Raw genomic sequence first — 26,778 nt, forward strand, 5'->3', positions numbered from 1 at the left:
TATGGCGCCCGGCTGTCAATGGCATCCGCGGCTTGCCTTCCTTCTGTCCGCAGCCGTGATCCGTCACCCTCGCCAGACGGTCATGAGCAGCCCGCCCGAGACGATCAGCGCGCCACCGACCAGAACCGGCAGGGACGGGGACACGCCGAAGAAAACCCCGTTGATGATCTGCGCCACCAGAAAGAACAGGGTGACGTAGATGCCGAGCAGGCGGCCGAAATCCCAGGGCGGCAGATTGACCGTGACGCCATAGGCCGTGAGTACCAGACCCCCGGCGACAATCAGGCCGAGGCGCACCGCCAGTCCGTGATGATGCAGACCGCGCCGCACGATCGCATCGCCGCCGGCTTCCAGCACGGCCGCGGCGAGCAGAATGAGAAAGGCGATGCCGGGCTTCATGCAGCCACCGACTTGGCGCGGGCACGGCCGATATGAAAATGAAACAGCCTATCCTGGCCGAGCAGGAAAATGCGGGCGCCGCGTGGGAACAGCCCAGCGATTGCGGGATGGGCGACATCCAGCCCGCCGGTATAGGCACCGAAGGCCGGCAGGATCAGCCGGCGATGGCCGTCCGTGATGAAGCAGGGCCGTGTCAGCGACGCACCGCGCACCGGGACCGTCGCCTTGGGATGATAATGGCCGGAAAGCTCAAAAGTGGCAGGCGCAGCCGGTTCGGCCGCATGGCGGAAGTGGAAGGGCCCGTCGCTCCAGTCCGCGCAGATGTCTCCGGGCAGAGAGGCGGGCAGGGCCGCATCATGATTGCCCAAAATCCAGATGAAATGGCTTTGCCGGCCCATGGCCGAAAGCCGGGCGGCCTCGGCCGGGGCGAGGCGGTCGGCGCCCGCCGCATCGTGAAAACTATCCCCAAGCGCGAGCACGATTTTTGGAGAATAATGCCGCATTAACAGGGCAATACGGTCCAATGTTGTGCGGCTGTCATAGGGTGGCAGCAGGCGGCCACGCACCGCCGCGGCGGAGCCTTTTTCGAGATGCAAATCCGCTACAATCAGCATGTTGCGGGACGGCCAGTAGATGGCGCCTGAAGGATCGAGCATCAGGCGTTCGCTGCCCAGATGCAGCGGTGCTGCCACACTCATCGGCGCGGTCCAGGCAGTGGCAGGATCAGCAGGCTGCTCATAGATCAGATGAACCCCAATTCGGACAGCGATGATTGTGCAAGAACGTTCTCTGGATGTTCCTCGCCCGTGGCCTCCGTGACAAGGGCCTCGGCCTCGGCCAGCAGATCGTCCTGCCCTTGTCCCGCGACACGCTCCCGCCCGACATCGAGGATGACGGGCACGGCGAGCGGCGAGACGCGATCGAGCGGCACGTGGCGGACGCGCCCGCGCACGCGCGCCAGCATGGCAGCGACACGGCCGAGATCGGTGAGGCCGCCCTTGGCATCCTCCCAGGTGGCGCGGAGCAAGATATGGTCCGGCTGATGGCGGCGCAGCACGTCATAGATGAGGTCGGTATTGACGGTGACCTGGCGCCGGCTGCGCTCAGCCCCCGGCAGCTGGCGATCGACCAGGCCCGAGATCACCGCGACGTTGCGGAAAATCCGCCGCAACATGGAACTGTCGGCCATCCAGCTTTCCAGGTCATCACCCATCATGTCCTCGGAAAACAGGATATCCATGTCGCGGGGCGGATGCGCCGACCAGATGGCGATGACGTAGTCGGTCGCGACGAAGCCCAAAGGGCCGATGCCCAGACGCTCCATCCGCCGCGTCAGCAGCATGCCCAGCGTCTGGTGGGCGTTGCGGCCCTCGAAACAATAGGCGACCAGATACCACAGGCCCTGGCGGGGGAAAGTCTCCACCAGCAGATCGTCCCGACCGGGCAGGACGGAGCGCGCCTGCTGCAGGGTCAGCCATTCCTGCACCGGCTCTGGAAAGGCCGCCCATTGCGCGGGGTCGTTCATAATGGCGCGGACGCGGGCGGCGAGGCCCGTCGTCAGCGGCATGCGCGCGCCCTCATAGGTCGGCACCTTGGGCGTGCCGCTGCCGCCGTCGGCCACTTCGGCCCAGGTCTCGCGCAGCGCCAGGAAGCGCAGCAGGCGGCCGGCGAACATGAAGGTGTCGCCCGCGGTCAGCTGGCTGACGAACCACTCCTCAACCTCACCCAGAACCGGCCCGCGCGAGTGGCGCAGGCGGATCATCGGGGCTTCAACGATGGTGCCGATATTCATCCGGTATTGCAGGGCGATGCGGGCATGGCGCAGGTGCAGGAAGCCCTCGGAATCCCGAAACAGCTTCTGATACCGCTCATAGACATGCAGCGCGTAGCCGCCGTTTTCGACGAAGCCGAGCACGGCATCGAAGGTCGCGCGGTCCAGCGCCGCATAGGGGCTGGCGCGGGTGATTTCAGCAAAAGCGGCATCAGGGTGGAACGGCCCGGCACAGGCGAGGCCCAGCAGATGCTGGGCCAGCACGTCCAATCCGCCCGCGCGGGGCGGGTCCCCGTCCAGCTCGCGCGCCGCCACACCCTGGCGGGCGGCCTCGCATTCCAGCACCTCAAACCTGTTGGCGGGGACGAGGATGGCGTGGCTCGTCTCATCCATGCGGTGATTGGCCCGTCCCACCCGCTGCAGCAGCCGGGACACGCCCTTGGGCGCGCCGACCTGGATGACCTGATCGACCCCGCCCCAGTCGATGCCGAGATCGAGGGAGGCGGTCGCGATGACGGCGCGCAGGCGGCCGGCGGCCATGGCGGCCTCCACCTTGCGCCGCTGGGCCACATCCAGGCTGCCGTGATGGATGGCGATGGGCAGCGTCTCCTCATTGATGCGCCAGATATCCTGGAACATCAGCTCGGCCTGGGCGCGGGTATTGACGAAGATGATGGTGAGCCCGGCCTCCTTTACCCGGTCCAGAATATCGGGTGCTGCGGCGAGACCCATATGGCCGGCCCAGGGCAGGTGCCCCGCGGGCAGCATGATGGAGAGATCGGGCGGGGCAGGGTCGGGCACGTCGATGATGGTCAGGTTGCCGCCCTTGCCGTCCGCCGAGACGTAAGCGCCGATCGCCTCCTTCCAGGCGACGGTGGCGGACAGGCCGATGCGTCGCGCCTGCGGTGCCAGCACCGATAGGCGGGCGAGGCCCAGTGCCAACAGATCGCCGCGCTTAATGCCGGCGAGGGCATGGACCTCATCGATGATGATGGAGCGGAGATCGCGGAAGAGGCGCGGGGCATCCTCCTGGGCGATCAGCAAGGCCAGGCTTTCCGGCGTCGTGAGCAGAATATCAGGCGGCGTTTCGCGCTGCCTTTGGCGGCGGTTCTGCGGCGTATCGCCACTGCGAGTCTCGATACGGATGGGCAGATCGATCTCGGCCACCGGGTCGGCCAGATTGCGCGCAATATCGGTCGCCAAGGCCTTGAGCGGACTGACATAAAGCGTGTGGATGCCGGCACCTTCCGGCCGCGCGGTCGCGAGGTCGACGAGGCTCGGCAGAAAGCCCGACAGCGTCTTGCCACCGCCGGTCGGCGCGATGAGCAAAATATCCTGGCCGGACTGGAACAAAGACAGAACTTCAAGCTGGTGCGGCCGCGCTTGCCAGCCGCGCGCCGCGAACCAGGCGGCAAAGCGCGGCGGCAGCACTGCCGCAGGGACCGGCAAACTGCTGGTTTTACGGGTTTTCGCCGTCGGTTTGCGGGGGCGCGCAGGGGCGCGGGCGGCGCGTTCGCTCATCGGATGAGAACATAGCGCGAATTTATCCAGCGACCCAAGTCAGCAATCTGGGATCGGGATTTTATCCACAGCGCCAGCAGCCTGGCACCCCGGACAAGCCCCCGCAAACCCATGCCGTCAGATTAGCCACAAAATAACGTTATTGACTTCTATCTAACGTTTCTGACTTATCACCATAGCCTGACTTCGACCTCTCTCAACCTGGCTATTGAGAAAGACAATGTCGCGAAACCGCAGTCCTAACTATCCGCAGCTCAGCCTGAAGGACGCGGTCGCACGCGTCACAAGCGTTTATAAGCACGACTATCAGACGGAAATTCCGCGTGCCGTGATGGCGGAGCGTCTGGGCTATTCGGGGCTGAACGGCAAATCCCTGGCCGTGCTCGGCGCGCTGGCCAAATATGGCCTGCTGGACGGCCGCGGCGATGCGCTGCGGGTGAGCGACCTCGCTTTGCGCATCATCGCCCATCCGCCGGGCTCCGCCGCGCGCCGTGCGGCTTTGGCCGAAGCCGCGGGGCGGCCGCTGCTGTTTCAGGATCTTGGCCAGCGCTTTCCGGGCGGACGCGCCAGCGACGCTGCCATCCGCGCCTTCCTTCTCACCCAGGGCTTCATCCCACCCGCCGCCGAAACCGCGCTGCGCGCCTGGCGTGACACCCAGCATATGCTGGAGGCTGAGACGATGGCGGGTCCGGGGGACGCCGAGGACGAGGCTGCACCCGTCGCAACAGCGGAGGCCATCGGGGTGCGGCGGGCGGTTTTTGGTCTCGCAGAGGGGGAGGTAGTGATTACCGCGCCGGTCTTCCTGTCGCCGGAAAGCGTCAACGACCTGCAGGACTATCTGGACGTGTTCATGAAACGGGCGCGGCGGGAGGCCGGTCTCGCTTAGGTCGCAGCCAGCCGCGGTATAGCGGGACGTCGGCCGCCATCTTCCCAAGCGTCACCGCCTTGGCTATGGCTATGTGCAAGAGCGCAACAAAGCGTTCAGATCGGGAGTGGATGGACGTAACCCAGGCCAGCGGCCCACAGGGCAAGCTCCAGAGCTTCGGGCGAGCAGGGCACCATCTGGGCGCGGCTGCCTGTCTGATCGGTCTCTGGCTGCGGCCTGCCATCGGCCAGGCCGCGGCGCTCGTCCTGCAGACACCACTCTCGGCCGCGATCTGCCAGACGGCAAAAGCGGCCGACGCGCCGAGCCTGTCAGTTCCCGTGGCACGCGGCCTGCTGGCCTTCAACACCCCCTATCTGTTCGGCGGCCGCGCCCAGCGCGTCGGCCTGACCTGCGGCGCCTGCCATGGCGCCAGCGGGCCGTCGGGCGCGGCGGCGCGCCTGACGTTCAAGCAGCCGGTGCCGGACATCGCCCTGGCGGCCTCGCATGGGGTCAATGTCGCGCGCTTCGCGGGCCATGCGGTGACGGCCGAGTTCGACGGACCGCCGCCGGACGCCGATCTTTTGGCCGGTCTTGACGCCCTGGCCGGCGTCATGGCGCCGAGGGGTCAGGCCGGCACGCCGCCGGTTTGCGCGGTGACCGCGGACAGCCTCATCGGCATCGAATTGCGCTTGATCCAGCGCGCGACGGCAACCGCGGATGCGGATCGGCTGGATTTCATGATCGACAGCACGCGCTTTGTTCTGGGCACGATGACGGAGGGACAGCCATCCCCCGCGATGCAGGCCACGATCGTGCAAACCAATCAGGCTCTGCACGCTGCGGAAGACGCGGTCGATCAGGGCCAGCGGGCGCAGGCGGCCCGCGGGATCGGCGCGGCATCGGCCACCTGGGAGACGATCATGGCCGCCCATCATGAGCAGCATTTCGTTCTGACAGCGGAGAGCCAGACCAGACCATGACGATGCCGCGGATGCATAAGGTGGCCAGCCTGCTGGGCGCGCTGCTGCTGGGGGGCCTGGTGATGCAGGCCCAGACCTGCCGCGCCGACGATTACGGCGCCACGACCGGCGACGATGCCAAGACGGACAGCCAGATTGCGGCCGAGGGTTTCATGGCAAAAAGCGACTGGAAATCCGCCGCGCCTTTGCTGGAAGGGCATCTGGCCGGTTTCCCGGATGATGATCTGTCCGCCGCCGAACTTGGCCATGTCTATGACAAGCTCGGGGATTCCGACATGGCGCTGTACTGGCTGAACTACGCCCTGTTTATTGCCCCGCGCAGCCTGGAGGGCAATCTCTACCTGGGCGAATATTATCTCGGCCAGAAGGACAAGGCCGATGCCCTGGCGCGGCTGAAGAAACTCGACGACATCTGCATCTTCGGTTGCCCGGAATATCGCATGCTCAAGCGCGCTATCGCGCAATACGAGGCACACAAGCCATGAGCGATGACACGGTCCCGTCACCGGCCGTCCGCCGCGCCAATCCCATGGCAATCCGTGGCGGCCGGCAACATTTCGGTCTTCTGGCGCGGCTGTTTCACTGGCTGACGCCGCTGCTGCTGATCGGCAGTTTCGGCCTGATCTTTTCGGTGAGCTGGCTGCCGGCCGGGCCCGACCGCGTCTCCATCGTCCGGCTGCACCGCACGATCGGCATCATCGTGCTGAGCCTGACGCTGCTGCGCCTGCTGTGGCGCATGGCGGACCGGCATCCGGCCGCACTCGGCCCGCGCGCGTCGCGCTGGCTCGCGCGGCTTGTGCATGGCGCCTTCTACGGCCTGCTGCTGTGCACGCCCTTGCTCGGCTGGTCGTATACCAATGCCCGCGGGCACGTCCTGTATATCTTCGGCCAGCCGCTGCCGACCCTGATCTTCAAGGACGAATATCTCTCGCGCCTGGCCATCTCCTGGCATGAATGGTGCGCCTATACGCTGCTCGGCCTGATCGGCCTGCATCTTCTGGCGGCCCTCTGGCACCAGTTCTGGCTGAAGGATGGCGCGATCCGCCGCATCTGGCGGGGGTGAGACGGGGCAGGAGAACGAAGGCGGAACAGGCTGCCATTGTCTCGGACGCGTTGGCGCCCATATCCTTGACCGATGTCCGCACCTCACCCGGAAACCTGGCTGCGCGTCCTGCCTCAGGGGCTCTATTGCGAGCCGGGGGATTTCTTCATCGACCCGCTGCGGGCGGTGCCCCGCGCCGTCATCACGCATGGCCATTCCGATCATGCCCGGCCCGGCCATGGTGATGTGCTCGCGACGGCGGAGACGCTGGCCATCATGCGGACGCGCATGGGCGAGGATCGGGCCGGGGAACGGCAGCAGGCGGTGGCCTATCACACGCCACTGAACCATCGCGGCGTCGGCATCACGCTGGTACCGGCGGGGCACGTACTGGGTTCGGCGCAAATCGTGCTGGACTGGCAAGGCAGCCGGGCGGTGATCAGCGGTGATTACAAACGCCAGCGGGACCCGACCTGCGCGCCCTTCGAGCCGATCACCTGCGATGTCTTCGTCACCGAAGCGACCTTCGGCTTTCCGGTTTTCCGGCATCCCGACCCGGCCCATGAGATTGCGAAACTTCTCAAAAGCCTGACGATCTTTCCCGAGCGGACGCATATCATCGGCGCTTACTCCCTGGGCAAGGCGCAGCGCGTCATCGCCCTGCTGCGCGAAGCGGGCTGGGAACGCCCGATCTATATTCACGGCGCCGTCGCGTCGCTCTGCACATTGTATGAGGCGCATGGCGTCGCCCTCGGTCCGCTTCTGCCCGCGACGGGGGCCACGAAGGACGTGCTGAAAGGCGCGATCGTCGTCGCACCGCCCGCCGCTGCCGCCGACCGCTGGTCACGCCGCATGAACGATCCGCTGATCGCCCGCGCCTCGGGCTGGATGCGCGTGCGGCAGCGCGCGAAGATGGCGGGCGTGGAATTGCCAATGGTGATCAGCGACCATGCCGACTGGGACGATTTGCTGCGCACGGTGGAGGAAACAACCGCCCCGGAAGTCTGGGTCACCCATGGCGCCGAGGAGGCGCTGATCCATGCCCTGTCCCTGCGTCAGATCCGCGGCCGCGCGCTGAGCCTGATCGGCTATGAGGATGAGGAAGCATCCGAGGAAGCGCCTGACGAGAAGACCGTGCCGCCGCCCGAGCCTGGCCAGCACCTGCCGCGAGACGCGGCGGAGGAAGAGGCATGACCCCCTTCGCGGAGCTGCTGGAGCGGCTGGTTTTCACACCCGGGCGTCTGGCCAAGCTTGCTTTGCTGCGCAACTATTTTGCCCATACGCCGGACCCGGACCGCGGCTATGCGCTGGCCGCCATCGCCGGCGATCTGTCCTTCACCGCCGCCAAGCCGGCCATGATCCGTCAGATCACGATGGAGCGGGTGGACCCGACGCTATTCGCCTGGTCCTACGACTATGTCGGAGACCTGGCTGAGACCGTGGCGCTGATCTGGCCGGGGTCGCGGCCGGGCAAGGCGCCGCGCCTGTCAGACGTCGTCGGCACTCTGACCGAGACCCCCAAAACCGCCCTGCCGAATGTGGTCGCGGATTGGCTGGATGTCTGTGACGCGTCCGAACGGCTGGCGCTGCTGAAACTCATCACCGGGGGCCTGCGCGTCGGCGCATCCGCCCGACTGGCCAAGATCGCACTGGGCGACATGGCGGGCGTCCCGGCGGATGATATCGAGGAGGTCTGGCATGGCCTGACACCGCCCTATGGCCCGCTGTTCGACTGGCTGGCGGGCCGGGCCGAAAAGCCGGACGCTGCCGGCGCGCCGGTATTCCGGCCAACCATGCTGGCCCATCCGCTGGAAGAGGCGGACGCCGCTTCGCTGGACTGGTCCGCCTATCGGGCCGAGTGGAAATGGGACGGCATCCGGGTGCAGCTGGTCGCGACCGCGCAAGGGCGGCGCCTGTATACGCGCACGGCCGAGGATATTTCGCACGGCTTTCCCGAAATCCTGGCGGCGATGGATTTTCACGGCGTGTTGGACGGCGAATTGCTGGTGATGCGCGATGGCGAGGTGGCACCCTTCGGCGACCTGCAGCAGCGACTGAACCGCAAAGCGCCGGGGCCAAAAATGCTGAAGGATTTCCCGGCCGGCGTGCGCCTGTATGACGTTCTCTTCGATGCCGACGAGGATCTGCGCGCCCTGGCTTTCGACGAGCGGCGGCAGCGCCTGGAAGATTGGTATGCGCGCCATCAGCCGGCGCGGATGGATCTGTCGCCGCTGATCGCTTTCGACGGACCCGAGGCGCTGGCCGAACTGCGCTTCGGTGCGCGGGCGGCGAGCATCGAGGGGCTTATGCTCAAGCGCGGCGACAGTGCTTATCTCGCCGGACGGCCGCGCGGCCCGTGGTGGAAATGGAAGCGCGCGCCGCTGACCATCGACGCCGTGCTGATGTATGCGCAGCGCGGCCATGGCCGCCGGTCCAGCATCTATTCCGATTATACCTTCGGCCTGTGGCGTGAGGACGGCGTGCTGGTGCCCGTGGGCAAGGCCTATTCCGGCATTACCGATCAGGAACTGGCCTTCATTGACCGCTGGGTTCGGGGGCACACCACCTCGCGCTTCGGCCCGGTACGCGAGGTTGAAAAATCCCTCGTGCTCGAAATCGCCTTCGACGCGGCCCAGGTCTCAAACCGGCATAAATCCGGCGTCGCACTGCGCTTTCCGCGCATCAGCCGTATCCGCACCGATAAGCCGGCGGCCGAGGCCGATCAGTTGAACAGCCTGATGGCGCGGATTCCGCCGAGCGGCGTCGCCAAGGGCGAGACGCTGGTGGAGGAGGGCTAGGCGCTTGCCCGCATCGGCACCGCCGCCTAGAGTCGCTGCATGACACAAACCGAGACTGAAACCATGGTGCGCGCAGGCATGGCGCAGAGATGGCGGCAGTGGGCTGCGGGCCTGACTGTGGCCCTCGGCGTCGCTTTACCCGGCCAGTTGGCCCAGGCTGCTGCCACACCGGCCATGGTGCCGCTCTGCGCCTCCTGCCACGGTGAGCAGGGAATCTCAGCCTCGCCCGTCATTCCCAACCTCGCCGGGCAGAAGCAGGGTTATCTGGCCAGTGCGCTGCACGACTATAAGGCCGGTCACCGCCAGGGCTCGTCCGCTGCCATGATGAACGGCATCGCCCCCAACCTGAGTGACGCCGATATCGCGGCCCTGTCGGCCTATTACGCCGGGCTGAAGGGCAACTGACGGGGCAGGGAATGCCAATCCCATTCTATGCCTGCATGGTGGCGGCCTCGGCCGCGTTCCACCTGCCTGTACATGCCTTGCCCGCCATCCAGCGGGCAGAGGGCGGTTGGGTGGGGGCTGTGCGGCCGAATACCGACGGCTCGCATGATCTGGGACTGATGCAGGTCAATACCCGCTGGATTACGCCGGTGGCGCAGGCCACCGGCCTGCCGCCGCAGACGGTGGTGACGCGGCTGATCCTGGAACCCTGCTTCAATATCTCGGTCGCGGCATCGATCCTGCGTGACTATGTCGATGAGGAGCACGGCAATATGTGGCAGGCGATCGGCGACTATCATTCCCATACGCCGGGGCTGAACACCGCCTACAAATTCCGCGTCATGCGGGAGGCGCAGAATCTGCCGCCGCTGAAGACGCCGGCCAAGCCCCAGCTGAAAAAGCATCGCCACCGCAAGGCGGAAGCGCTGGCGGCGGATTAGCGGAGCGTTTGCCCGGTCGCGCATCCGCCGCAATCGCGGCCCTTATTGACCCGATAGCCGAACATGGGCTGCAAGACTGGAACAAACCCGCATCCAGCGGACGGCATCCAGGATGGTATCCGCCTTGAAACCGACGGTCAGCGCGGAGCGCCGTTCCGCCACCGGGATGGTGGCGCAGATATCCGCGAGAAAAGCGCTGGTCAGGTCAAAGGCGATATCGCAGGGCTCCGCGACGCGATAGGGGCGGATGTCACCGGCCTGCCGCACCGCCGCCGTGGCGGCCGCACGAATGAGCGCTCGCGCCGCTTTGGGTGACCGAGCCCGCGCCGCCTGCTGGCCGAAGGCGGTCTTCACCCGCGCGACATGCGCGCCCGGAAACAGCGCGCCGCAGGTTTTGTCCGTCACGTCATCGCCCGACAGCAGGATCACCGGCACGCCCATGGCCCCCGCATAAGCGCCGTAGATCATCGCCTCCGACGCCGCCAGGCCATTCAGGCGAATGCCCGCGAAGGCAAAATCGCTCGTCGTATGCGCGAGCACACCGTAATCCGCGGCGGCGCCGTGATAGCCGAGGCACATGACGCCGGCGAAGCTTGCGTCGAGCCCGGCAAACATGCCGGCCGGCTTGATATTGCCGCGAATAAGTTCGGCCCGCGGGTCGAGCAGATCGGGCAGAATATTGGTCATCGGGCCATGGCTGTCATTGACCAGGACGTCGGTGGCGCCGCCATCGAACGCGCCTTCGATCGCGGCATTGGCCTCGGCTGTCATCAGCCTGCGGGCATCCTCGTATTCGGCATTACCGGGCCGCTGGTGCTGGGGCAGAACGACGCCGGCCACGCCTTCGATATCAGCGGAGATGTAGATTTTCATGGTCACCCTCTAACCCAGGTGGCTGCCGAGCATGCAGCAGACCGCCATCCAGCGGATGACGTCGCCGATCGACGCCGCTTTGAAACCGATCGTGAGGGCCGACTGGCGCATGGCGTTGGGGATGGTCGCGCAAAGATCGGCCAGGGTCGCGCTGGTCAGGTCCAGCTCCAAGGCGCAGGGTTCCGAGACCGTGTAAGGCTTGATCCGCCCGGCGTTGCGCACCGCACGCTCTGCGGCGTCACGAATGCGCGCCCGCGCCATCTGGGGCGAGAGTGCCTTCGCCGCCTGCTGCCCCAGGGCGGTCTTGACCGTCACCACTTCCGCGCCAGGAAACAGCACGCCACAGGTGCGCGTCGTGACGTCATCGCCCGAGAGCAGAATAACCGGCACGCCCATGGCACCCGCATAGGCGCCGAAGACCATCGCCTCGGACGCCGGCTGACCGTTCAGCCGGACGGCGGTGAAATCCCGCGAGCTGAACGTATGGGCCAGCACGCCGAAATCGGCCGCCGCCGCGTGGTAGCCGACGCACATCGCGCCCGCATAGCTGTCGTCCAGACCCGCGAACATGCTGCCGGGCTTGATCTGTCCACGGATCAGTTCCGCCCGCTCATCCAGCAGATCGGGGATGAGATTGACCATCGGCCCATGGCTGTCATTGACGAGAACGTCGGTGGCGCCGCCTGCAAAGGCGCCTGCGATGGCGGCATTCGCCTCTTCCGTCATCAGACGCCGGGAATCCTCGTATTCGAGATTGCCGGGCTGTCCCTGTTTCGGCGCCACGACGCCTGCAACGCCCTCGATATCAACCGAAATGAAAATCTTCATGAGGGACAATCCTTCGTCATCGGGGCAGTGTTCTTCAAGGCAGGTTAGAAGGCGAGCGAGGCCTCAGCGTTGAACCGTTGCCACATCGCCGCATAGCCATCATGGCCGAAGGCATAGGTCTTGGCTTCGAGTTTTTCGATCCATCGCTCCGTTGCCAAGGATGCGGCCTGCCAGCACCAGGCGACATATTCGCTTTTCAGTCTGGTGGAACCGGTGCGGACCGCGACGGATTCGGCGTGGAACTGCCGCTCCAGCGCATCGAACTCGGCGCGGATTTCAGGCTTCACCGTCTTGTAATGCGCCATGGCACGGCGATGCAGCCGTTCATGCCGCCACCACAGCGTGTTCTCGGTATCGACGCCGCCCGGAAGCAGACCGACATCGGGCAGAGGCATGCCGAAGAACAGCGGCTTGAAGAGGGAGAGATCCGTCGCCGACGTGCCGGTCATCCAGACCACGACACTATCGGGCCGCGCTTCCGTGATCATCGCACCCGTCGCGTGCCAGAACCGAGACGGCGTCGGCCCCGCATGCATGCAGATGCGAACCGAGCGCTCGTCCTGGGTCACGTCATAGGCATCGGGGTCGCCGACATCACGCAGCACGGCCGCCATGTCATGCATGGTGATCTGGCCGTGCCGCCCGGCGAGCAGCCCGGCCGCGCAGCTTTCGCGCTCATTGGCGCCGACGTCATGCTCCTTCGCGGGATCGGCGAAAAGCGCGCGAAAGTCCCCCTTGTCACCGGTCGATGGCAGCGATGACAGCTCCCAGTCCGTGGTGATCTGGTAGCGGTTGGAGATCGCCTCCGTGCTTCTGGCGCGCCGCGCCGCCCAATGCCTGCCGGCACAATTCACGACCCAGGCCTCGGTGCGGTCAGATATCAGAAAGCCGCTGTCGAATTTGAAATTGCCCATCATCTGGACATTGCCGCCCTGGCCGTATGCCTCGACATGGGCGCCGATGACGTCCACCGCCTCGCGCGCCGTTTTGCCACGCTCCAGCCCCAGACGGAGAAGATCGAGAATGATGACCCCATCCTTCTCCGCCGTCTGATTGCTGAAGGCGGCCTCATCGCCGATGGCGACGCCATGCTCGTTGCAGCCGATCTCGCCACCCCAGGCCCAGAAGGACCGGTCGAGGATCACTTCGTAAGTATGCCGTGCCTGTGGAATGGTGAGGTGGCTGACGCGCACAGCGGCACCGGGCCCATAATCCCGCGCGGGCAGACGCAGGATCTGCTGTGCCTCGTTCACTTCCGTATCGGCATTCTTGGCCAGGAGCACGGCGCCGTCGGCTGTCGCCGGAGGTAGGGCGACGATCGTGTCACACATGGCTCATTCCTTTTCTTCTTCAGCCCTGTTGGGCAGAGGCGTTCATCGTCTCAGCGGCAAAATGACAGATGGCCCAGCGGTCCGCCGGCAGTTTTACACGCGGCGGCGGTGTCTCGCAGATGGCCTGCGCCGCAGGGCAGCGGGTGCGAAAGGGACAGCCGGAGGGCGGATTGACCGGGCTCGGCGGCTCACCGGCGAGGGGCGTTTCGCCGGTGCGGAGCGCCGCCGGATCGGCGCGTGGGATGGAGGCCAGCAGCGCGCGCGTATAGGGATGCGCGGGCTGAGCAAACACCGCCGCAGTCGGGCCATTCTCGACCATGCTGCCGAGATACATCACGCCCACCGTCTCACACAGATATTCGATGACGCCGAGATCATGGGAGATGAACAGCAGGGTGAGACCCAGATCCCGCCGCAGATCATCAAGCAGGTTCAGCACCTGCGCGCGCACGGACACATCAAGGCCCGAGACCGCCTCATCGGCCACCAGCAGTTTCGGCCGCACCGACAGCGCGCGGGCAATGCCGACACGCTGCCGCTGGCCGCCCGACAGTTCGGACGGATAGCGGTTGGCCGCAGCCGGTGACAGGCCCACGCGTTCCAACAGGCGGGCGACTTCATGCTCCACCTGATCGGGCGGCACAATGCGGTGCAGCCGCAGCGGCTCAGCGATCGCCCGCCCGATGCGCATGCGCGGGTTGAGCGACGAATAGGGGTCTTGGAACACCATCTGCATCTGGCGGCGCAAAGCGCGGCGACCGGATGAATCGGCCGTCGTGATATCCTGCCCCTCGAACCGGATGGCGCCGTCATCGACCGGCATCAGGCCCAGCACCAGACGGCCGAGGGTGGTTTTGCCGCAGCCGGATTCGCCCACAAGTCCGAAGCTTTCGCCGTGTCCGACGGTGAAGTTGACGTCGCGCGCCGCCTGCACGCGCCGGGGCGGCGCGCCCATCAGGCCCGCGACCAGAGAACGGCGCAGCACAAAGTATTTATCCAGCCCGATGACGGATAGCAGTGGCGGCTCAACCATGCCGCACCCCCGCGTCGGCCTGGGCCGGATGAAAGCAGGCGAAGCCGCCGCCATCCGCTTCGGGCGTCCAGCCCGGCGGCGTGACCGCGCAATCCGGCTGCCGGTTCGGGCAGCGTGGCGCGAAACTGCAGCCCGGGGGGCGCTGCGCCGGATCGGGCGGCATGCCGGCGATGGGCAGCAGCGGATGCCCGGCGCGGGTGCCGCGGGGGATCGAGTTCAGCAAGGCGACGGTATAGGGGTGGCGCGGAGCCTCAAAGAGGCGCCGGATCGGTGCCTCCTCAACGATGCGGCCGGAATACATCACCGCCACGCGGTCACAGGTTTGCGCGACGACACCCAGATCATGCGTCACCAAAACCAGCGCCATGCCCAGACGGGCGCGAAGATCGGTCAGCAGACGCAGGATCTGGGCCTGAATGGTGACGTCGAGCGCCGTTGTCGGTTCATCGGCCAGAAGCAGGCGCGGTGAGGCGATCAGCGCGATGGCGATGGCCGCGCGTTGCCGCTGGCCGCCCGACAGCTCATGCGGAAAGGCGGCTGCGATGCGGGGCGGATCGGGCAGGCCGACGAGGCGCATGGCCTCAAGCATCTTCTCCCGCCGCGCGGCGGCCGACCGGGTGCCGTGATAGCGCAGCCCTTCGGCAATCTGCTGTCCGACTGTGATGACCGGATTGAGGGCGGTGAGCGGGTCCTGAAACACCATACCGATCCCGGCACCGCGGACTGAGCGGAGCGCGCTTTCCGGGGCCCGCGCCAGATCCACCCCCTCGAACTGGACACCACCCTGGGTAATGCGCGCCTTGCCTGTCAGCAGGCGAATGATGGCGCGGATGGTGGTGCTTTTGCCGCAGCCGGATTCGCCCACAATACCGTAGCTGTCACCCGCGCGGATGGTGAAGGAGACATCCTCCACCAGGGCAATGGGGCTGTCGCCGCGCGGAATGCCGATGCCGAGATGATCGACCTGGAGGAGATCAACCATGCCTAGGTCCGCCCCAGTTCTGGCCGCAAGGCATCCGCCAGCCCGTCTCCCAGAAGACTGAGCGAGATCGCGAGCAGCACGATGGCCAAGCCCGGAAAGCCGCTGATCCAGGGCGCCTGGCTGACGAAGCTGTATCCGTCAGCGATGATCAGCCCCCATTCCGGCAAAGGCGGCTGCGCCCCGAGACCGAGCCAGCCGAGCGAACTGCCGAGGAAGATGTCCAGCACGGCGTCCGAGGTTGCATAGACGGCGGCCTGAACGATGACATTGGGCAGGATATGGCGCGCCAGGATGCGGGTATTGCCGAAGCCCAGAAGGCGCGCCGCCTGCACGTAATCGGCCTGCTTCACGACCAGAATTTCGGCGCGGGTGATGCGCGCGTAGCTGACCCAGCCCACGGCGGCGACCGCGATATACATGTTCTTCAAACCGGGACCGAGCACCGCGACAATGGCGATGACAGCCACGAAAAACGGGAAGGCCACCGCGATATCGACCAGACGCATGGAAATGGCATCGGTCAACTTGCCGAAATACCCCGCGGCCATGCCGACGGTGGTGCCGATGACGAAGGCAGGCACGACGCAGAAGAGTGCGATCTGCAGATCAATCCGGCTGCCATAGACGATGCGGGTGAAGACGCCGCGGCCGAGATTGTCGGTGCCGAAGGGAAAGGCGAGGCTGGGCGGATGCAGCGAATGCATGAGGTCCATGGTCGTCGGGTCACCCGGCAGCAGCATGGGACCGAACACGGCCAGCAGGACCCAGCCCAGCATCAGGCCGAGACCGATCTTGAGGTTACGCGGCCAGGCCCTCATCCGATCTCGCTCCGCCGGACGCGGGGATCGAGCATGATCTGGCCAAGATCGGTGATGAGATAGATCAGCACGACAATGATGCCGAACATCAGCGTCACCATCTGAATCGTCGGGTAATCCCGGGTGCCGATGGAACTGATCATGAGCTGGCCGAGGCCCGGGACCGCGAAGACATTCTCGACCAGCACGGTATTGCCGACGAGGAAGCCGATATTCAGGCCGAGAATGTTGAGGGCGGGCAAAATCGCGACGCGCAGGGCATGGCTGAGCAGGACGACGCGGCCCGGCAGACCCTTGGCGCGCGCGGTATCGATGAAGCCGGCGCCGAGCGCTTCGCCCAGGCTGGTGCGCAGCGCCCGCATGACCAGGGGAGCGACATTGAGCGAACAGGTCAGGGCCGGCAGAAACAGGTTATAGAGCCGCGCTCCCCAGGTATTGCCGTAGCCTGCAATGGGAAAGAGATGAAAGGTCACCGACAGCAGCAGTATGAGGATGAAGCCCGTCCAGTAGCTGGGCAGGCCAAGGCCCGCGGTCGCGACCACGCGCAGCACATGATCCGCACCGCGCCCCTGCTGGGTCGCCGCCAGAATGCCGGCCGGAATGGCGATGATAAGAGAAATGACGGTGCTGTAGAGCAGCAGCACCAGCGTCGGCACCATACGGTCCAGCACCAGCCGCGCGACCGGCTGTCCATAATAGTAGGATATGCCGAAATCGCCGTGTATCAGGCTTCTCAGATAGAGCAGGTACTGCATGCCGATGCCGCGATCGAGCCCGAGGCGGGCGCGCACGGCGGCCATCAGCACCGGGGTCGCGTGAATGCCAAGGATCGCCCGCGCCGGGTCGCCCGGAATGAGGCGCACCAGAAGAAACACCGCGAGCGTTATGCCAAGGGCCACCGGTATCATCAGCAACAGGCGGCGAACAATATAGGTCAGCATTCCTATTGCCCGAGACCAGCGAGCGGCATCGTCTCGATGCCGCCCATGTCCGTCATACGCGGATTGCGTTCGCGCATGACGCTAGAGGGGAAGGGCGTGCGGAGCGGCATGAGACGCCGTCAGCTCTTCCACACATCTTCCAGCCAGTAATTGCCCGTCGGCAACACCTTGAAGCCATGCACCTGCTCTCGGATCGCGCTGATCGCCGGGGTCCAGTACAGCCAGAGATAGGGCGCGTCGGAGAAGACCTGGCGCTGCATATCGAGATAGAGGCTGCGGCGCTTGGCTTCATCCAGCTCACCCAGGGCGGCTGTCGCCATCTGGTCGACCTTGGGATTGTTGTAGAAGGTCCAGACAGAGTCCGAGCCCTCATCACCGGCACCGGCGAAGGCGACAAGCTCGCAGGGGTCAAAAATATCGCTCGTCATATAGCCCTGCGCCATCTCGTACTGGCCGGCACTTGTCTGAGCGAAGACCGTATTCCCTTCTTCAGACTGGATGGTCATTTTAATGCCAAGGGGCAGAAGCATCTGCTGCACGATTTGCGCAACCTGGGCAAAAATGGTGTCACCGGTATTGATGAGACATTTTGCGGTGAAGCCATTCGGCATGGTGCTTGCCGCCATCAGCGCCTTGGCCTTGGCAAGATCATAGGGATACGGCTTGTCGGTGACATCGGCCATGAACATTTTCGGCAGGAAGGAGGTCGGCACTTCGCCATAGCCGAAAAGCACGGCTTTGATGATGGCGTCCTTGTCCACGGCATAATTTATCGCCTGCCTGATCTTCACATCCTGGAAGACCGGCAGCTTCTCATTGAACTGAATCCAGTCGATGCGGGTATAGGGCACGATCTGGACATCGAGACCCGGCACATGCTTCAGCTTGTCGACCTGATTGAATGGCACCTGCGTGCCGATGTCGATTTCACCCGACTGCACCTTCAACATGCGCACATTGTCATCGGCGATGATGGAGAGGACAACGCCATCGAGGTAAGGCCGCGACGGGTCCCAGAAATGCGGATTGCGCGCGAAGGTGACGCTGTCGCCCTTCTTCCACTCGGCCAGCATGAACGGGCCCGAGCCGATCGGCTTGTCGCCGAAGACATTGACGCCGACCTTGTTGAAATAGGCCTTCGGCACGATCGCCGCGCCATGCAGGGAGGCTGCGGCCAGGAACGGCGCCCAATCCTGCTGCAATTTGAAGATGATGGTATGCGCGTCCGGCGTTTCCATCGTCAGCTTCGGAAAGAGCGAGCCCCAGGGGGAATCCTTGTCATAGATCGTGCGGCCGAAGGAGAAGGCCACATCCTCGGAGGTCACGGGTGTGCCGTCGGAGAAGGCCGCCTTCGGATTGAGATGGAAGGTATAGGTGCGTTTGTCGTCCGAAATGTCCCAGCTGGTGGCGAGATCGGGCACGACGCCGTCGCCGGACGGATTGGTGCGGATGAGGAGCTGAAAGATCAGCAGCTTGGCCCAGATCGACATATTGTCCGAGGGCACGACGGGCTCGAAGGACACGACATCCGCGGTGCGCGCCATCGTCAGCACGCCGCCGCGCTTGGGCGTGTCATCCGCGCGCGCCAGTGGCGAAAAGCCGACGCCCGCCAAAGCGGTTGCCGCCAGGCCGAGGGCAGAACTTTGCAGCAAGCGACGCCGGGAGAGTGCCATCGGGCGCGGATAACCGAAGGGTCTGATCATGGGCCTTGTCCTCGCAATGAAAGGGGAAGCCGGATTGGCGTGAGACGCAGGGGAGGGGATGCGAAACGGTTCTGTCGGCAATTCCGAACCGGGCCGAAGTTTCTGTCAAGAAAATTTCCACCTGACCTCATTCGCGCCATTGTGGTCAATTGGCAGGCAGTTTCGGGAACCGCTGTTTGCCTGAAACGGTTGATATTTCGAGATTGGGACGGGTGCAGTGTACAAAACCTAGGCAATCTTCCGATTTCGCCGCGGCGGGCACGACCCTTCATCGCCAGGCGTTGAATTTCCCGCGCGCCTGTGTTTCTTTCCAGAAAGACGCTCGCGCCAGCAGTGGAAGGTCCGTCAGCAGGTCTTGGAGAGCTATTATGTCAGCGGCCACATTGACCCAGACGATCGGCCGCACCTTGACGGAGCTTCGCCAAAGCCGGGGCTGGACTTTGAAAACCCTGAGCGAAGCGACGGGCGTCAGCGTGCCGGTACTGTCCAAAATCGAAAACAATCAGACCGGCATTTCCTTTGAAACCGCGATGAAGATCATGGGATCGCTGTCCCTGTCGCTTGATGACCTGACGGGCGACAAGCGTGAGCCGCTGCCCATCAGCGGCCGCCGCGCGATCAACCCCGCCGGTAGCGCCCTCAAAATTCCATCCATGGGCCGCAGCTACGAGCTTTTCGCCACCGACCTGCGCCAGAAGCGGATGGTACCGATGATTACCACCGTCCACGTCCGCAACGCCGACGAATGGGGGCCTCTCAGCCGCCATGACGGCGAGGAATGGATGTATGTTCTCGAGGGCATGATCGAACTTCATACCGAGCTGTACGCTCCCTTGGTTTTGAAGACGGGAGACAGCATCTATATCGATTCCGGCATGGGTCACGCGATGGTCGCACTCAGCGACGGCCCCGCGCGTGTTCTCTCCGTCTATGCCGGAACGGGGGCGCCGTTTGGCACCCCGGCCGGGTCGTCGGATCGGGATGACGACTATCCCCCGCCGGAGTGATGCGATGGACTATGCTGTCCATCCAAAATGCGGAAACATCCAGCCAAGCTCGGCCAGGATCAAATCGTTCATCGCCGGCGTGAAGGTTGATGTCCAGTCACCCACCACGCCCTTGCGCATAAAGGCGCCATTCTGCGCGACGCCCGCCGGGCGACCGCCGGTCGCTTTGCTGAAAGACGTGCGGTCGATGCACTCGGCTACAATCCCGTCATCGGCGTGAAGGCCTAAAAACCGAAAGAGACGGGCGATCGTCGGCGCGGGGTCCCGGCGCAATCGCTCATAGGTCACCACATGGCTGACGTCGGGATGGTGCTGGGTAAAATTCAACGTCACCTTGGCGCCCTCGGAGAGTGACGGCAGGGCGCTCCGAATGAAGGCGAACCTCTCCGCCACATCATCCTCGCCAGGCAAAGGCTTGCGGAAAAAGTGCCAGGCGGATGTCAGGACATCGCGCGGATCACGGGCGATGGTCACGAACCTTGCACGCGGAAACAGCCGCCGGAACCGTGCGAACTGGAAGACGTTCTCCGGCGTTTTCTCGCCATAGGCCAGATAGTCCTGGCCTTCGGCCTGCTGCCGCAGCGCAAGCAGGATCACCGTCGCCGCCAGGAAGTCGCCATCTGCCGCTGGCGGCAGGGGATAGCCCTTCGTATGCTGAAACAGCGCCTCATTCTTGGCCGCAAGATCCTTCGCCCGCTGCGCCAGGAAGGCTTCCATCAGGGGGAAGAGGTTCTTTGAAAAAAGCCCTTCGCCCTTGCAGCAGGCATTGGGATGGCTGTCGATGATTTGCTGAAGCCAGGTCGTGCCCGAGCGGGGCGCGCCACCGACGAAGAAAATCTGGCGATCGGCGACATGGCGGAGGGCCGTATTCGTGTCATCCCAGCTGTTCATCCTGCGTCCCGCTGCCGCGCCTGACAGGTCCCGAAGACGGTCCGGCATGGCTTAGTCCGTTGAAACCAATGTTATTGTACCGAAACGCCCATCTTTGCGCGCATCATAAGGCACACGCGTGAGATTAGCCCCATGCCGCCGGCTTTGTCATCCGTCGCGGGCAAGGATGGCGCTTAGGTGGAAAGCCGCGGCCCCGCCGTGCCTCTGCGCGGTCACCGCAGAGCGCCGGCAATGGCGCAGACGGGGCAGGGCAGGCGCCCTGGCCCGATGGCTTATCAATCCACCGATCTATGTAACAGAGATCGCTTCGGCCAGGCAGGCAGGGGTGAGGCGCTGCCGCCTCAACCCACTGCCGCTGGGTTAAAAGAACTTATGATCAATGCCGATGAAGGTAATCGACGTGCCATCGCTGAGCGACATCACGTCATTGCCGTTGACGACCGTCTCCGTCGGGGCATTTTCAAGACTATAGCCATAGCCCTTGAAGCCGATAGTGTCGCCGCTGTGGAAGTTGATGATCGTCACCGTGCCGCCGGCATGGCCGTTGACGAAACCGAACACGTCCTTGCCACTGCCGCCCACGACCGTCGCCGCGCCCGAGCCACCGATCACGGTCGAGGCGCCGCCATTCATCGTGATCGTCACATGTCCGGTATTGCCGAGGGGATTGGTGAAGTATTGCTGCGCCTGGGTGCCGGTGCCGCCCAGCAAGGTCGAATTGCCCGTGCCCGCGACGAAGGCGGTCTCTCCGGTCGTCGCACTTGTGCCGACTTCCAGACTATTGCCGGTGCCCCCGATCAGGAGGGATGAGCCCGATCCGCTGCCACCATAGAGCGTGACGGCGCTGAAACCGGAAGCGCCGACCGTCGCCGCGCCCGCACCCCCCACGAAATCGAGCGTGCCGCCATTGCCGCCACCGACCGACATGGCGCCAGCGCCGCCTGTCACCGTTGTGCCGCCGCCGCCGGCATTGATCGTCGCCGCCCCGGTCGCCGGTCCCTGGATCGTCGCGCTGCCCGTTCCCGTGGCAAGCACCGAGCCGCTGTTCACAGATGCAGAGAGCACCCCGCCGCTGACGCTGACCGTGGCACTGCCCGCCTGGTCGCTGACGGCGCCGGCGCCGGCGATGACCTCCGTGCCGCCCGCCAGCAGAACCGAGCCGAACGTCGCGCCCCCGCTGCTGACCACCTCAGAACCGCCGCTCGACACGATCGTGCCGCTCGCCAGACCACCGGAGAAGACGATATCGGTGCCGCCCGCCGAAAGCTGCGCATTGGTGGCGCTGCCGCCGGAGGAGACGACGAGGCTGCCCCCGCTGGAGATCGTGGTATTGGCCGCAACTCCGGTTGAATAGACGAATTGCGACCCGCCGCTCTGCACCACCGTGCTGCCCGCGCTGCCACCGGACAGCACATAGAGCAGGTCGCCATTGCCCAGCACCTGGTTGGACACGCCTGCGGTGGTGGTGACGGCCGGAAGCGCCGGCAGGTAGGTGACGACACCGGTGGAGATGAGGATGCCACCATCGGTCACCGTGCCAGAGACGACGCTGCCGGGAATGACGATGAGCGAGCCGCCGCTCTCGACCTGATTGGCGTCGGCGATGCTGCCGGGCTGATCCAGTTCGACCCCGCCATTGCTCAACAGGCTGGTATTCTCGGTCCCCCCGGACGACACGACTTCGAGGCCACCGGCATAAAGGGTGGTTCCGGTGGTGGCGCCGCCTGATGCGACCAGAATGAAGCCGCCGCTTTGGACGGAGACGTCGATCGCGGTGCCGCCGGATTGAACGGTGACGCTATTGCCGCTCCCGACCGAAACCCCGCTGATCGTGGCGCCGGAGGAGACCACATAGCTGCCTGAACTCGCACTCACCGTCAGCAGCGTGCCGCCATGGCCATCGGAGGCAAGCACGAAGCCGCCGTTCGCGCCACCGGACAGGATCAGAGAGACCGCGCTTCCCCCTTCGGTAATGGTCAGCACATCGCCCTGGAGCACAGCGGTGGAAGCGCCCGTGCCGAGATAGGAGAGATAGCTTAGGTCCACGCTGTCACCCGTGGTAAAATCGATCAGCGGGACGGATGGCACGGCGGAGGGGTCATCCACCACAAGCAGGCTGCCGCTGCCGGCGAAGTCGATCCCGCCGGACGCGGTAGCCCCCGATGTCAGTTCAAGCGTGCCGCCGGACAGCGTGGTGGCATTGGTGATGCCGCTGATCGCAACAATCTCGGTGCCGCCGCTGCCGACAAGGCTGCTGATCGCGGTGCCCCCGGACACAAACGCAACGCCGCCGCTGCTGATCTGCGTGCTGACCTCAGTGCCGCCGGAATAGGCAAAGGTGCTGCCGCCGCTGTTGATGACTGCAGCAATCTCGGTGCCGGCCGAGTAGACATAGCCTTGGCCACCGCCATTGATGATGGTGCGACTGGCTTGGCCACCGGCCACGACAATCTCACTGCCACCGCTGCCGACAATGGTTCCGCGCGCGAGGCCGCCTTCGATGATATAGTCTTTGCCGTCACTGGTGACAGTGGTGCCAATCGCAACGCCACCCGCCACCGCATAGCCGACACCGCCATTCAGCACCGTTCCGATCATCGTGCCGCCGGCGGAGACGACTTCGCCGCCGCTGCTGCCGACCACGGAATTGATCGCAGTGCCGCCGGACAGAACCACTTCGACCCAGCCAGAGCTGACGACAAGCCCGGTGGTCGCATTGCCTTCGCCGATGATCTCACCACCGGAGGAGAGATAGATCGCACCCAGATTGATGATCGCGCCGGTATCGGAGGTATAGCCGAACACAGTACCGCCGCTGCTCAGAACCAGGCTGGCGCCGCTGCTGATGACCGGATCGACCGCGGTTCCACCGGAGAGGACGGTGATGCTGTCGCCAGCATACAGCGTATTGCCTGTCGAGATAACGCCCGACGAGACGATGATATGCGTGGGCGTCACCGTCAGCAGCGTGCCGCCATGGCCGTCATCGCTGAGGGTGAAGCCATGGGTGGCCCCACCGGACAGGGTCAATTGTGCGGTGGAGCTGCCTTCGGTCACAGTCAGCGCATTGCCGTCCAGAACCGCGCTCGACGCGCCTGACAGATAGGGCATATACGTGAAATCGACGCTATCTCCCGCGATGAAACTGACGAGCGCATCGGCCGGCACGGCGGATGCGTCATTCACCTGCAGCAGGCTGCCATCGGCGTCGAACGTGATCCCGCCGGATGTGACCGCACCTGACGTCAGATCCAGCACGCCGCCGGACAGGATGGTGGCGCTGGCGAGACCGCCGCTGGAGACGACCTCCACCCCGCTGCCCCCGACGACCGTGCCCACTGTCGTGCCGGTCGTGAGAATGCTTGAATAATACTCGTAGGTCGCGACTTCGGTGCCGCCGCTGCCGACCACGGAATTGATCGCAGTGCCGCCGGAGATATAGGCGAACCCCCCGCTATTGATGACCGTGCCGGACACCGTGCCACTGGAATAGACATAGGCGATCCCGCTGTTGTTGATGACGGTGCCGCGGGCGATGCCGCCCGAATAGACATAGGATTCGCCGGCGCTGCCGATGACCGTTCCGGTCGTGTTGCCACCCGAGTAGATATATTCCCCGCCATTGGCGACCGTCGTCCCAATCGTGACGCCACCCGCCGATACCTCGTCATACCCGTCGCGGTTGATGACCATGCCGCTCGCGATACCGCCCGCATAGATATAGTCGCCGCCACCGTTGACGGTGGCGCTGATCGTGATGCCCCCGGAACTGACGGCCTCATAGGCGCCGCTGTTCACGACAGTCCCGCTCGCGACGCCGCCGGAATAGACGAAGGCCTGGGCGCCGCTGGTGATCACCGTGCTGAGCGCGCGACCGCCGGACAAAACAACCTCGGTCCAGCCGGAGCTTACGATAAGTCCAGAGGGGCTATTGCCTTTACCAATGATGTCCGAGCCGGACGAGAGATAGACATCGCCGAGATCGACATGGGCGCCTCCGGCAGACTGGTAGCCGACGAAAGTGCCGCCGCTATCGAGAACAAAGCTGCCGCCGCTGGTGACCGTCGTGCTGATGGCGAGGCCGCCGGAGGACACAATCTCGGTGCCGCCGCTGCTCACATAATCCTGCTGTGCGACCCCCGCCGATGAAACCGACAGAACGGCGCCACTGGAGATGTAATTTTCCTCGCCATAACCGCCGGAGGCGATGATCACGGTCCCGCCGCTGATGGAACCGTAGCCTGCGAAACCGCCGGAGGAGACGATCAGCAGGCCGCGCTCCCGCACATAAGGCTCGTAGCCTGTGCCGCCGAAGGAGATGATCTCCGTGCCGCCGGCATTGATAGTGTCATCCTCACCCCAGCCGCCGGAATAGACGACTTCCACCCCGCCGGAGGAGATGGGGTCATCCAGGCTCGATCCCAGGGCAGAGACCAAAACAGTGCCACCGCTACTGACCGTTGCCGTGTCCAGCTCGCCGCCCGAGGACACAATGGCCTTTCCGCCACTGCTCACCAGCGTGCTGATGGCGTCGCCGCTGGAGAGCACCACTTCCGTCCAGCCGGCGCTTACGATGAGGCCGGAAGTCACGTTGCCTTCACCGATGATCTCACCACCGGAGGAGAGATAGATCGCACCCAGATTGATGCTCGCGCCGGTATCGGAGGTATAGCCGACCACAGTACCGCCGCTGCTCAGAACCAGACTGCCGCCACTGGTGATCACCGGATTTTCTGCGGTGCCGCCGGACAGAACCGTGATGCTGTCGCCGGTGCTGACGGTATTTCCTGAGGACGTGACGCCCGATGACACGACGACGTTATTGGCGAAGTGGAGCGTCAGCAGGGTTCCGCCATGGCCATCATTGCCCAGGATAAAGCCGCTGGTGGCACCGCCGGATAGCGTGAGATTGACGGTGTTCCCACCCTCGGCAATGGTGAGCGTCGTCCCATCCAGCGTCGCGCTCGACTGGCCAGAGACGTATGCCAGAAAGGTCACATCGACCTGGTCGCCGGGGGTGAGGTTGACAAGGGCCGTGGTGGGCGTCGCGGTTGCGTCACTAACCTTAAGCACGCTTCCGCTTGCAGCGAAATCGATGCCGGCAGCGGTGGCCGCGCCCGAGGTCAGATCCAGCGTGCCGCCCGAGAGGATGGTGGCGCTGGCCGCGCCGCCGGACGAGACAAGCTCGACGCCGCCGCTGCTGACGACCGTGCTGACCGTCGCACCCGTATAGGGGTCGCCATCGGTCCCGTCGGTGACAACCTCGGTGCCGCCGCTGGCAACGACCGCATTGGTCTCAACACCGCCGGAGACATAGTCATAGCCGCCGCTGTTGATGATCGTGCCGTTCGCCGTGCCACCGGCGGAGGCAATTGCAGAGCCGCCGCGGCTGACAATTGTGCCGCTGGCGACGCCACCGAAGGAAATGACCTCGTAACCACCGGTGCTGATCACAGTGTCATTCGCGACACCGTTTGCAGAGACGATCAGTGTCGTCCCCGAGGTCACGATCACGCTGGTACTCGTAACCCCACCGGAGACGACGATATCAGTCATGCCTATGTTCCATTATTTCTGTAGCCCTGGACGGCATCGCCTGCTGCAGCGCAAAAATGGTGACCTAGCCGCGATATCCGTGACAGCGGCGCATGGCGTGGCCTGCCGTCCCTAACATCCAAAATCTGACCATTTCGTTAATTTAATGCAACGACCGCCGAGGTCTTCAATGGCCTGCACCGTCAGGCCCCCGCAGATTGGGGACGCGGGTTGTCGTTCAGAGACCTTTACGATCGGGGGCCGTGGGGGCAGGGGGGCGTCCGCATCGGAAGCGCCGATCAGCGGACCATCTGTGCCAGGCATGCACCCACCGATCATGGAACGCGGCCGTCATGCCAGGATCGGCGCGCAGGATGTGGCGCCTATCCATCGCGGCCGGACCACCCGGCTAAGCGGGGCGCACAAATCGCTGAAGGACAGAGCGCGCCTTGGCGCAGAGTGACATCTGTCCATTGCCCCCCACCATCGCGGCCATAAACATCGCAGAAGATATATTATGTTAAATTCTGGAGTGCTGATCGCGGCGCGGAGGCAGGGCTTCCTCAAAAACACGTG

At 64.8% G+C, this 26,778-nt stretch carries 22 protein-coding genes; 9 read left to right on the forward strand and 13 right to left on the reverse strand.

The features are described 5' to 3' along the window. Positions 1-63: 63 nt before the first annotated feature. The 3 genes from AC3G7M_RS13265 to AC3G7M_RS13275 are packed head-to-tail and all read right to left on the reverse strand — an operon-like array spanning position 64 to position 3,691. Positions 64-399: a hypothetical protein gene (locus AC3G7M_RS13265; RefSeq protein WP_489212534.1), complete on the reverse strand. Its 336-nt coding sequence runs from the start codon at positions 397-399 to the stop codon at positions 64-66. Continuing rightward, positions 396-1,097 (reverse strand): ligase-associated DNA damage response endonuclease PdeM, encoded by a 702-nt coding sequence (pdeM, locus tag AC3G7M_RS13270; protein WP_489212536.1) that lies wholly within the window; start codon positions 1,095-1,097, stop codon positions 396-398. The genes AC3G7M_RS13265 and pdeM overlap by 4 nt, the downstream gene beginning before the upstream one ends. 44 nt (positions 1,098-1,141) lie before the next feature. Beyond that, a complete protein-coding gene (locus AC3G7M_RS13275) occupies positions 1,142-3,691 on the reverse strand; it encodes a ligase-associated DNA damage response DEXH box helicase (RefSeq protein WP_489212538.1) in 2,550 nt (849 codons plus the stop codon). A 220-nt stretch (positions 3,692-3,911) separates the two neighbouring features. Between AC3G7M_RS13275 and AC3G7M_RS13280 the strand changes: the two genes are divergently transcribed. The 8 genes from AC3G7M_RS13280 (at position 3,912) to AC3G7M_RS13315 (ending at position 10,260) form a co-directional block, all read left to right on the forward strand. Next, positions 3,912-4,577 (forward strand): hypothetical protein, encoded by a 666-nt coding sequence (locus AC3G7M_RS13280; RefSeq protein WP_489212540.1) that lies wholly within the window; start codon positions 3,912-3,914, stop codon positions 4,575-4,577. 110 nt (positions 4,578-4,687) lie between these two features. After that, the gene (locus tag AC3G7M_RS13285) at positions 4,688-5,536 is read left to right on the forward strand and encodes a hypothetical protein (RefSeq protein ID WP_489212541.1); all 849 of its coding nucleotides are present in this window, start codon (positions 4,688-4,690) and stop codon (positions 5,534-5,536) included. Next, a complete protein-coding gene (locus tag AC3G7M_RS13290) occupies positions 5,533-6,021 on the forward strand; it encodes a tetratricopeptide repeat protein (RefSeq protein ID WP_489212543.1) in 489 nt (162 codons plus the stop codon). Before AC3G7M_RS13285 ends, AC3G7M_RS13290 begins: the two co-directional genes overlap by 4 nt. Further along, positions 6,018-6,599 carry a cytochrome b gene (locus AC3G7M_RS13295; RefSeq protein WP_489212544.1) on the forward strand — a complete coding sequence of 194 codons (582 nt, stop codon included), beginning with the start codon at positions 6,018-6,020 and terminating at the stop codon, positions 6,597-6,599. The genes AC3G7M_RS13290 and AC3G7M_RS13295 overlap by 4 nt, the downstream gene beginning before the upstream one ends. A 72-nt stretch (positions 6,600-6,671) precedes the next feature. Further along, positions 6,672-7,772, forward strand: a complete 1,101-nt coding sequence (locus tag AC3G7M_RS13300) for a ligase-associated DNA damage response exonuclease (RefSeq protein WP_489212546.1) — start codon at positions 6,672-6,674, stop codon at positions 7,770-7,772. After that, a complete protein-coding gene (locus AC3G7M_RS13305; RefSeq protein ID WP_489212547.1) occupies positions 7,769-9,376 on the forward strand; it encodes a cisplatin damage response ATP-dependent DNA ligase in 1,608 nt (535 codons plus the stop codon). The genes AC3G7M_RS13300 and AC3G7M_RS13305 overlap by 4 nt, the downstream gene beginning before the upstream one ends. A 39-nt stretch (positions 9,377-9,415) precedes the next feature. Next, on the forward strand, positions 9,416-9,781 hold the full coding sequence (locus tag AC3G7M_RS13310; protein ID WP_489212548.1) for a c-type cytochrome: 366 nt from the start codon (positions 9,416-9,418) through the stop codon (positions 9,779-9,781). Between the two features lie 11 nt (positions 9,782-9,792). Then, positions 9,793-10,260, forward strand: a complete 468-nt coding sequence (locus tag AC3G7M_RS13315) for a lytic transglycosylase domain-containing protein (RefSeq protein ID WP_489212550.1) — start codon at positions 9,793-9,795, stop codon at positions 10,258-10,260. 42 nt (positions 10,261-10,302) lie between these two features. Here the strand turns inward: AC3G7M_RS13315 and AC3G7M_RS13320 are convergent, their stop codons facing one another. The 8 genes from AC3G7M_RS13320 to AC3G7M_RS13355 form a co-directional block, all read right to left on the reverse strand. Continuing rightward, entirely contained in the window at positions 10,303-11,133 is an 831-nt protein-coding gene (locus AC3G7M_RS13320) for a M55 family metallopeptidase (protein WP_489212551.1), read from the reverse strand. 9 nt (positions 11,134-11,142) lie between these two features. Next, the gene (locus AC3G7M_RS13325; RefSeq protein ID WP_489212552.1) at positions 11,143-11,961 is read right to left on the reverse strand and encodes a M55 family metallopeptidase; all 819 of its coding nucleotides are present in this window, start codon (positions 11,959-11,961) and stop codon (positions 11,143-11,145) included. A 44-nt stretch (positions 11,962-12,005) separates the two neighbouring features. Further along, a complete protein-coding gene (locus AC3G7M_RS13330; RefSeq protein WP_489212553.1) occupies positions 12,006-13,292 on the reverse strand; it encodes a C69 family dipeptidase in 1,287 nt (428 codons plus the stop codon). A gap of 19 nt (positions 13,293-13,311) precedes the next feature. Next, entirely contained in the window at positions 13,312-14,325 is a 1,014-nt protein-coding gene (locus AC3G7M_RS13335) for an ABC transporter ATP-binding protein (protein ID WP_489212555.1), read from the reverse strand. Further along, on the reverse strand, positions 14,318-15,307 hold the full coding sequence (locus AC3G7M_RS13340; RefSeq protein ID WP_489212556.1) for an ABC transporter ATP-binding protein: 990 nt from the start codon (positions 15,305-15,307) through the stop codon (positions 14,318-14,320). Before AC3G7M_RS13340 ends, AC3G7M_RS13335 begins: the two co-directional genes overlap by 8 nt. 2 nt (positions 15,308-15,309) lie before the next feature. Then, a complete protein-coding gene (locus AC3G7M_RS13345) occupies positions 15,310-16,125 on the reverse strand; it encodes an ABC transporter permease (protein WP_489212558.1) in 816 nt (271 codons plus the stop codon). Continuing rightward, the gene (locus AC3G7M_RS13350; protein WP_489212560.1) at positions 16,122-17,066 is read right to left on the reverse strand and encodes an ABC transporter permease; all 945 of its coding nucleotides are present in this window, start codon (positions 17,064-17,066) and stop codon (positions 16,122-16,124) included. The genes AC3G7M_RS13345 and AC3G7M_RS13350 overlap by 4 nt, the downstream gene beginning before the upstream one ends. A gap of 119 nt (positions 17,067-17,185) precedes the next feature. Continuing rightward, positions 17,186-18,769, reverse strand: coding sequence for an ABC transporter substrate-binding protein (locus AC3G7M_RS13355; protein WP_489212561.1), 1,584 nt, complete (start codon positions 18,767-18,769; stop codon positions 17,186-17,188). A 368-nt stretch (positions 18,770-19,137) separates the two neighbouring features. On the opposite strand from AC3G7M_RS13355, the gene AC3G7M_RS13360 reads away from it, so the two are divergent. After that, a complete protein-coding gene (locus tag AC3G7M_RS13360) occupies positions 19,138-19,776 on the forward strand; it encodes a helix-turn-helix domain-containing protein (protein WP_489212562.1) in 639 nt (212 codons plus the stop codon). Between the two features lie 9 nt (positions 19,777-19,785). Here AC3G7M_RS13360 and AC3G7M_RS13365 read toward each other — a convergent pair whose 3' ends face one another. Then, entirely contained in the window at positions 19,786-20,715 is a 930-nt protein-coding gene (locus tag AC3G7M_RS13365) for a sulfotransferase (RefSeq protein WP_489212563.1), read from the reverse strand. Positions 20,716-21,027: 312 nt separating this feature from the next. Next, the gene (locus AC3G7M_RS13370; protein ID WP_489212564.1) at positions 21,028-26,223 is read right to left on the reverse strand and encodes a beta strand repeat-containing protein; all 5,196 of its coding nucleotides are present in this window, start codon (positions 26,221-26,223) and stop codon (positions 21,028-21,030) included. Positions 26,224-26,778 lie beyond the last annotated feature (555 nt).

The sequence above is a fragment of the Acidisoma sibiricum genome (genome assembly GCF_057837225.1).

Bases quoted from the DNA above. Each gene is read 5' to 3' on its own strand.
- AC3G7M_RS13285 (WP_489212541.1), top strand. From the start codon at position 4,688: ATGGACGTAACCCAGGCCAGCGGCCCACAGGGCAAGCTCCAGAGCTTC.
- AC3G7M_RS13350 (WP_489212560.1), bottom strand. From the start codon at position 17,066: ATGCTGACCTATATTGTTCGCCGCCTGTTGCTGATGATACCGGTGGCC.
- AC3G7M_RS13325 (WP_489212552.1), bottom strand. From the start codon at position 11,961: ATGAAGATTTTCATTTCGGTTGATATCGAGGGCGTTGCAGGCGTCGTG.
- AC3G7M_RS13295 (WP_489212544.1), top strand. From the start codon at position 6,018: ATGAGCGATGACACGGTCCCGTCACCGGCCGTCCGCCGCGCCAATCCC.
- AC3G7M_RS13275 (WP_489212538.1), bottom strand. From the start codon at position 3,691: ATGAGCGAACGCGCCGCCCGCGCCCCTGCGCGCCCCCGCAAACCGACG.
- AC3G7M_RS13365 (WP_489212563.1), bottom strand. From the start codon at position 20,715: ATGCCGGACCGTCTTCGGGACCTGTCAGGCGCGGCAGCGGGACGCAGG.
- AC3G7M_RS13305 (WP_489212547.1), top strand. From the start codon at position 7,769: ATGACCCCCTTCGCGGAGCTGCTGGAGCGGCTGGTTTTCACACCCGGG.
- AC3G7M_RS13355 (WP_489212561.1), bottom strand. From the start codon at position 18,769: ATGATCAGACCCTTCGGTTATCCGCGCCCGATGGCACTCTCCCGGCGT.
- AC3G7M_RS13335 (WP_489212555.1), bottom strand. From the start codon at position 14,325: ATGGTTGAGCCGCCACTGCTATCCGTCATCGGGCTGGATAAATACTTT.
- AC3G7M_RS13345 (WP_489212558.1), bottom strand. From the start codon at position 16,125: ATGAGGGCCTGGCCGCGTAACCTCAAGATCGGTCTCGGCCTGATGCTG.
- AC3G7M_RS13320 (WP_489212551.1), bottom strand. From the start codon at position 11,133: ATGAAAATCTACATCTCCGCTGATATCGAAGGCGTGGCCGGCGTCGTT.
- AC3G7M_RS13315 (WP_489212550.1), top strand. From the start codon at position 9,793: ATGCCAATCCCATTCTATGCCTGCATGGTGGCGGCCTCGGCCGCGTTC.
- AC3G7M_RS13280 (WP_489212540.1), top strand. From the start codon at position 3,912: ATGTCGCGAAACCGCAGTCCTAACTATCCGCAGCTCAGCCTGAAGGAC.
- AC3G7M_RS13340 (WP_489212556.1), bottom strand. From the start codon at position 15,307: ATGGTTGATCTCCTCCAGGTCGATCATCTCGGCATCGGCATTCCGCGC.
- AC3G7M_RS13360 (WP_489212562.1), top strand. From the start codon at position 19,138: ATGTCAGCGGCCACATTGACCCAGACGATCGGCCGCACCTTGACGGAG.
- AC3G7M_RS13265 (WP_489212534.1), bottom strand. From the start codon at position 399: ATGAAGCCCGGCATCGCCTTTCTCATTCTGCTCGCCGCGGCCGTGCTG.
- AC3G7M_RS13330 (WP_489212553.1), bottom strand. From the start codon at position 13,292: ATGTGTGACACGATCGTCGCCCTACCTCCGGCGACAGCCGACGGCGCC.
- pdeM (WP_489212536.1), bottom strand. From the start codon at position 1,097: ATGAGTGTGGCAGCACCGCTGCATCTGGGCAGCGAACGCCTGATGCTC.
- AC3G7M_RS13300 (WP_489212546.1), top strand. From the start codon at position 6,672: ATGTCCGCACCTCACCCGGAAACCTGGCTGCGCGTCCTGCCTCAGGGG.
- AC3G7M_RS13310 (WP_489212548.1), top strand. From the start codon at position 9,416: ATGACACAAACCGAGACTGAAACCATGGTGCGCGCAGGCATGGCGCAG.
- AC3G7M_RS13370 (WP_489212564.1), bottom strand. From the start codon at position 26,223: ATGACTGATATCGTCGTCTCCGGTGGGGTTACGAGTACCAGCGTGATC.
- AC3G7M_RS13290 (WP_489212543.1), top strand. From the start codon at position 5,533: ATGACGATGCCGCGGATGCATAAGGTGGCCAGCCTGCTGGGCGCGCTG.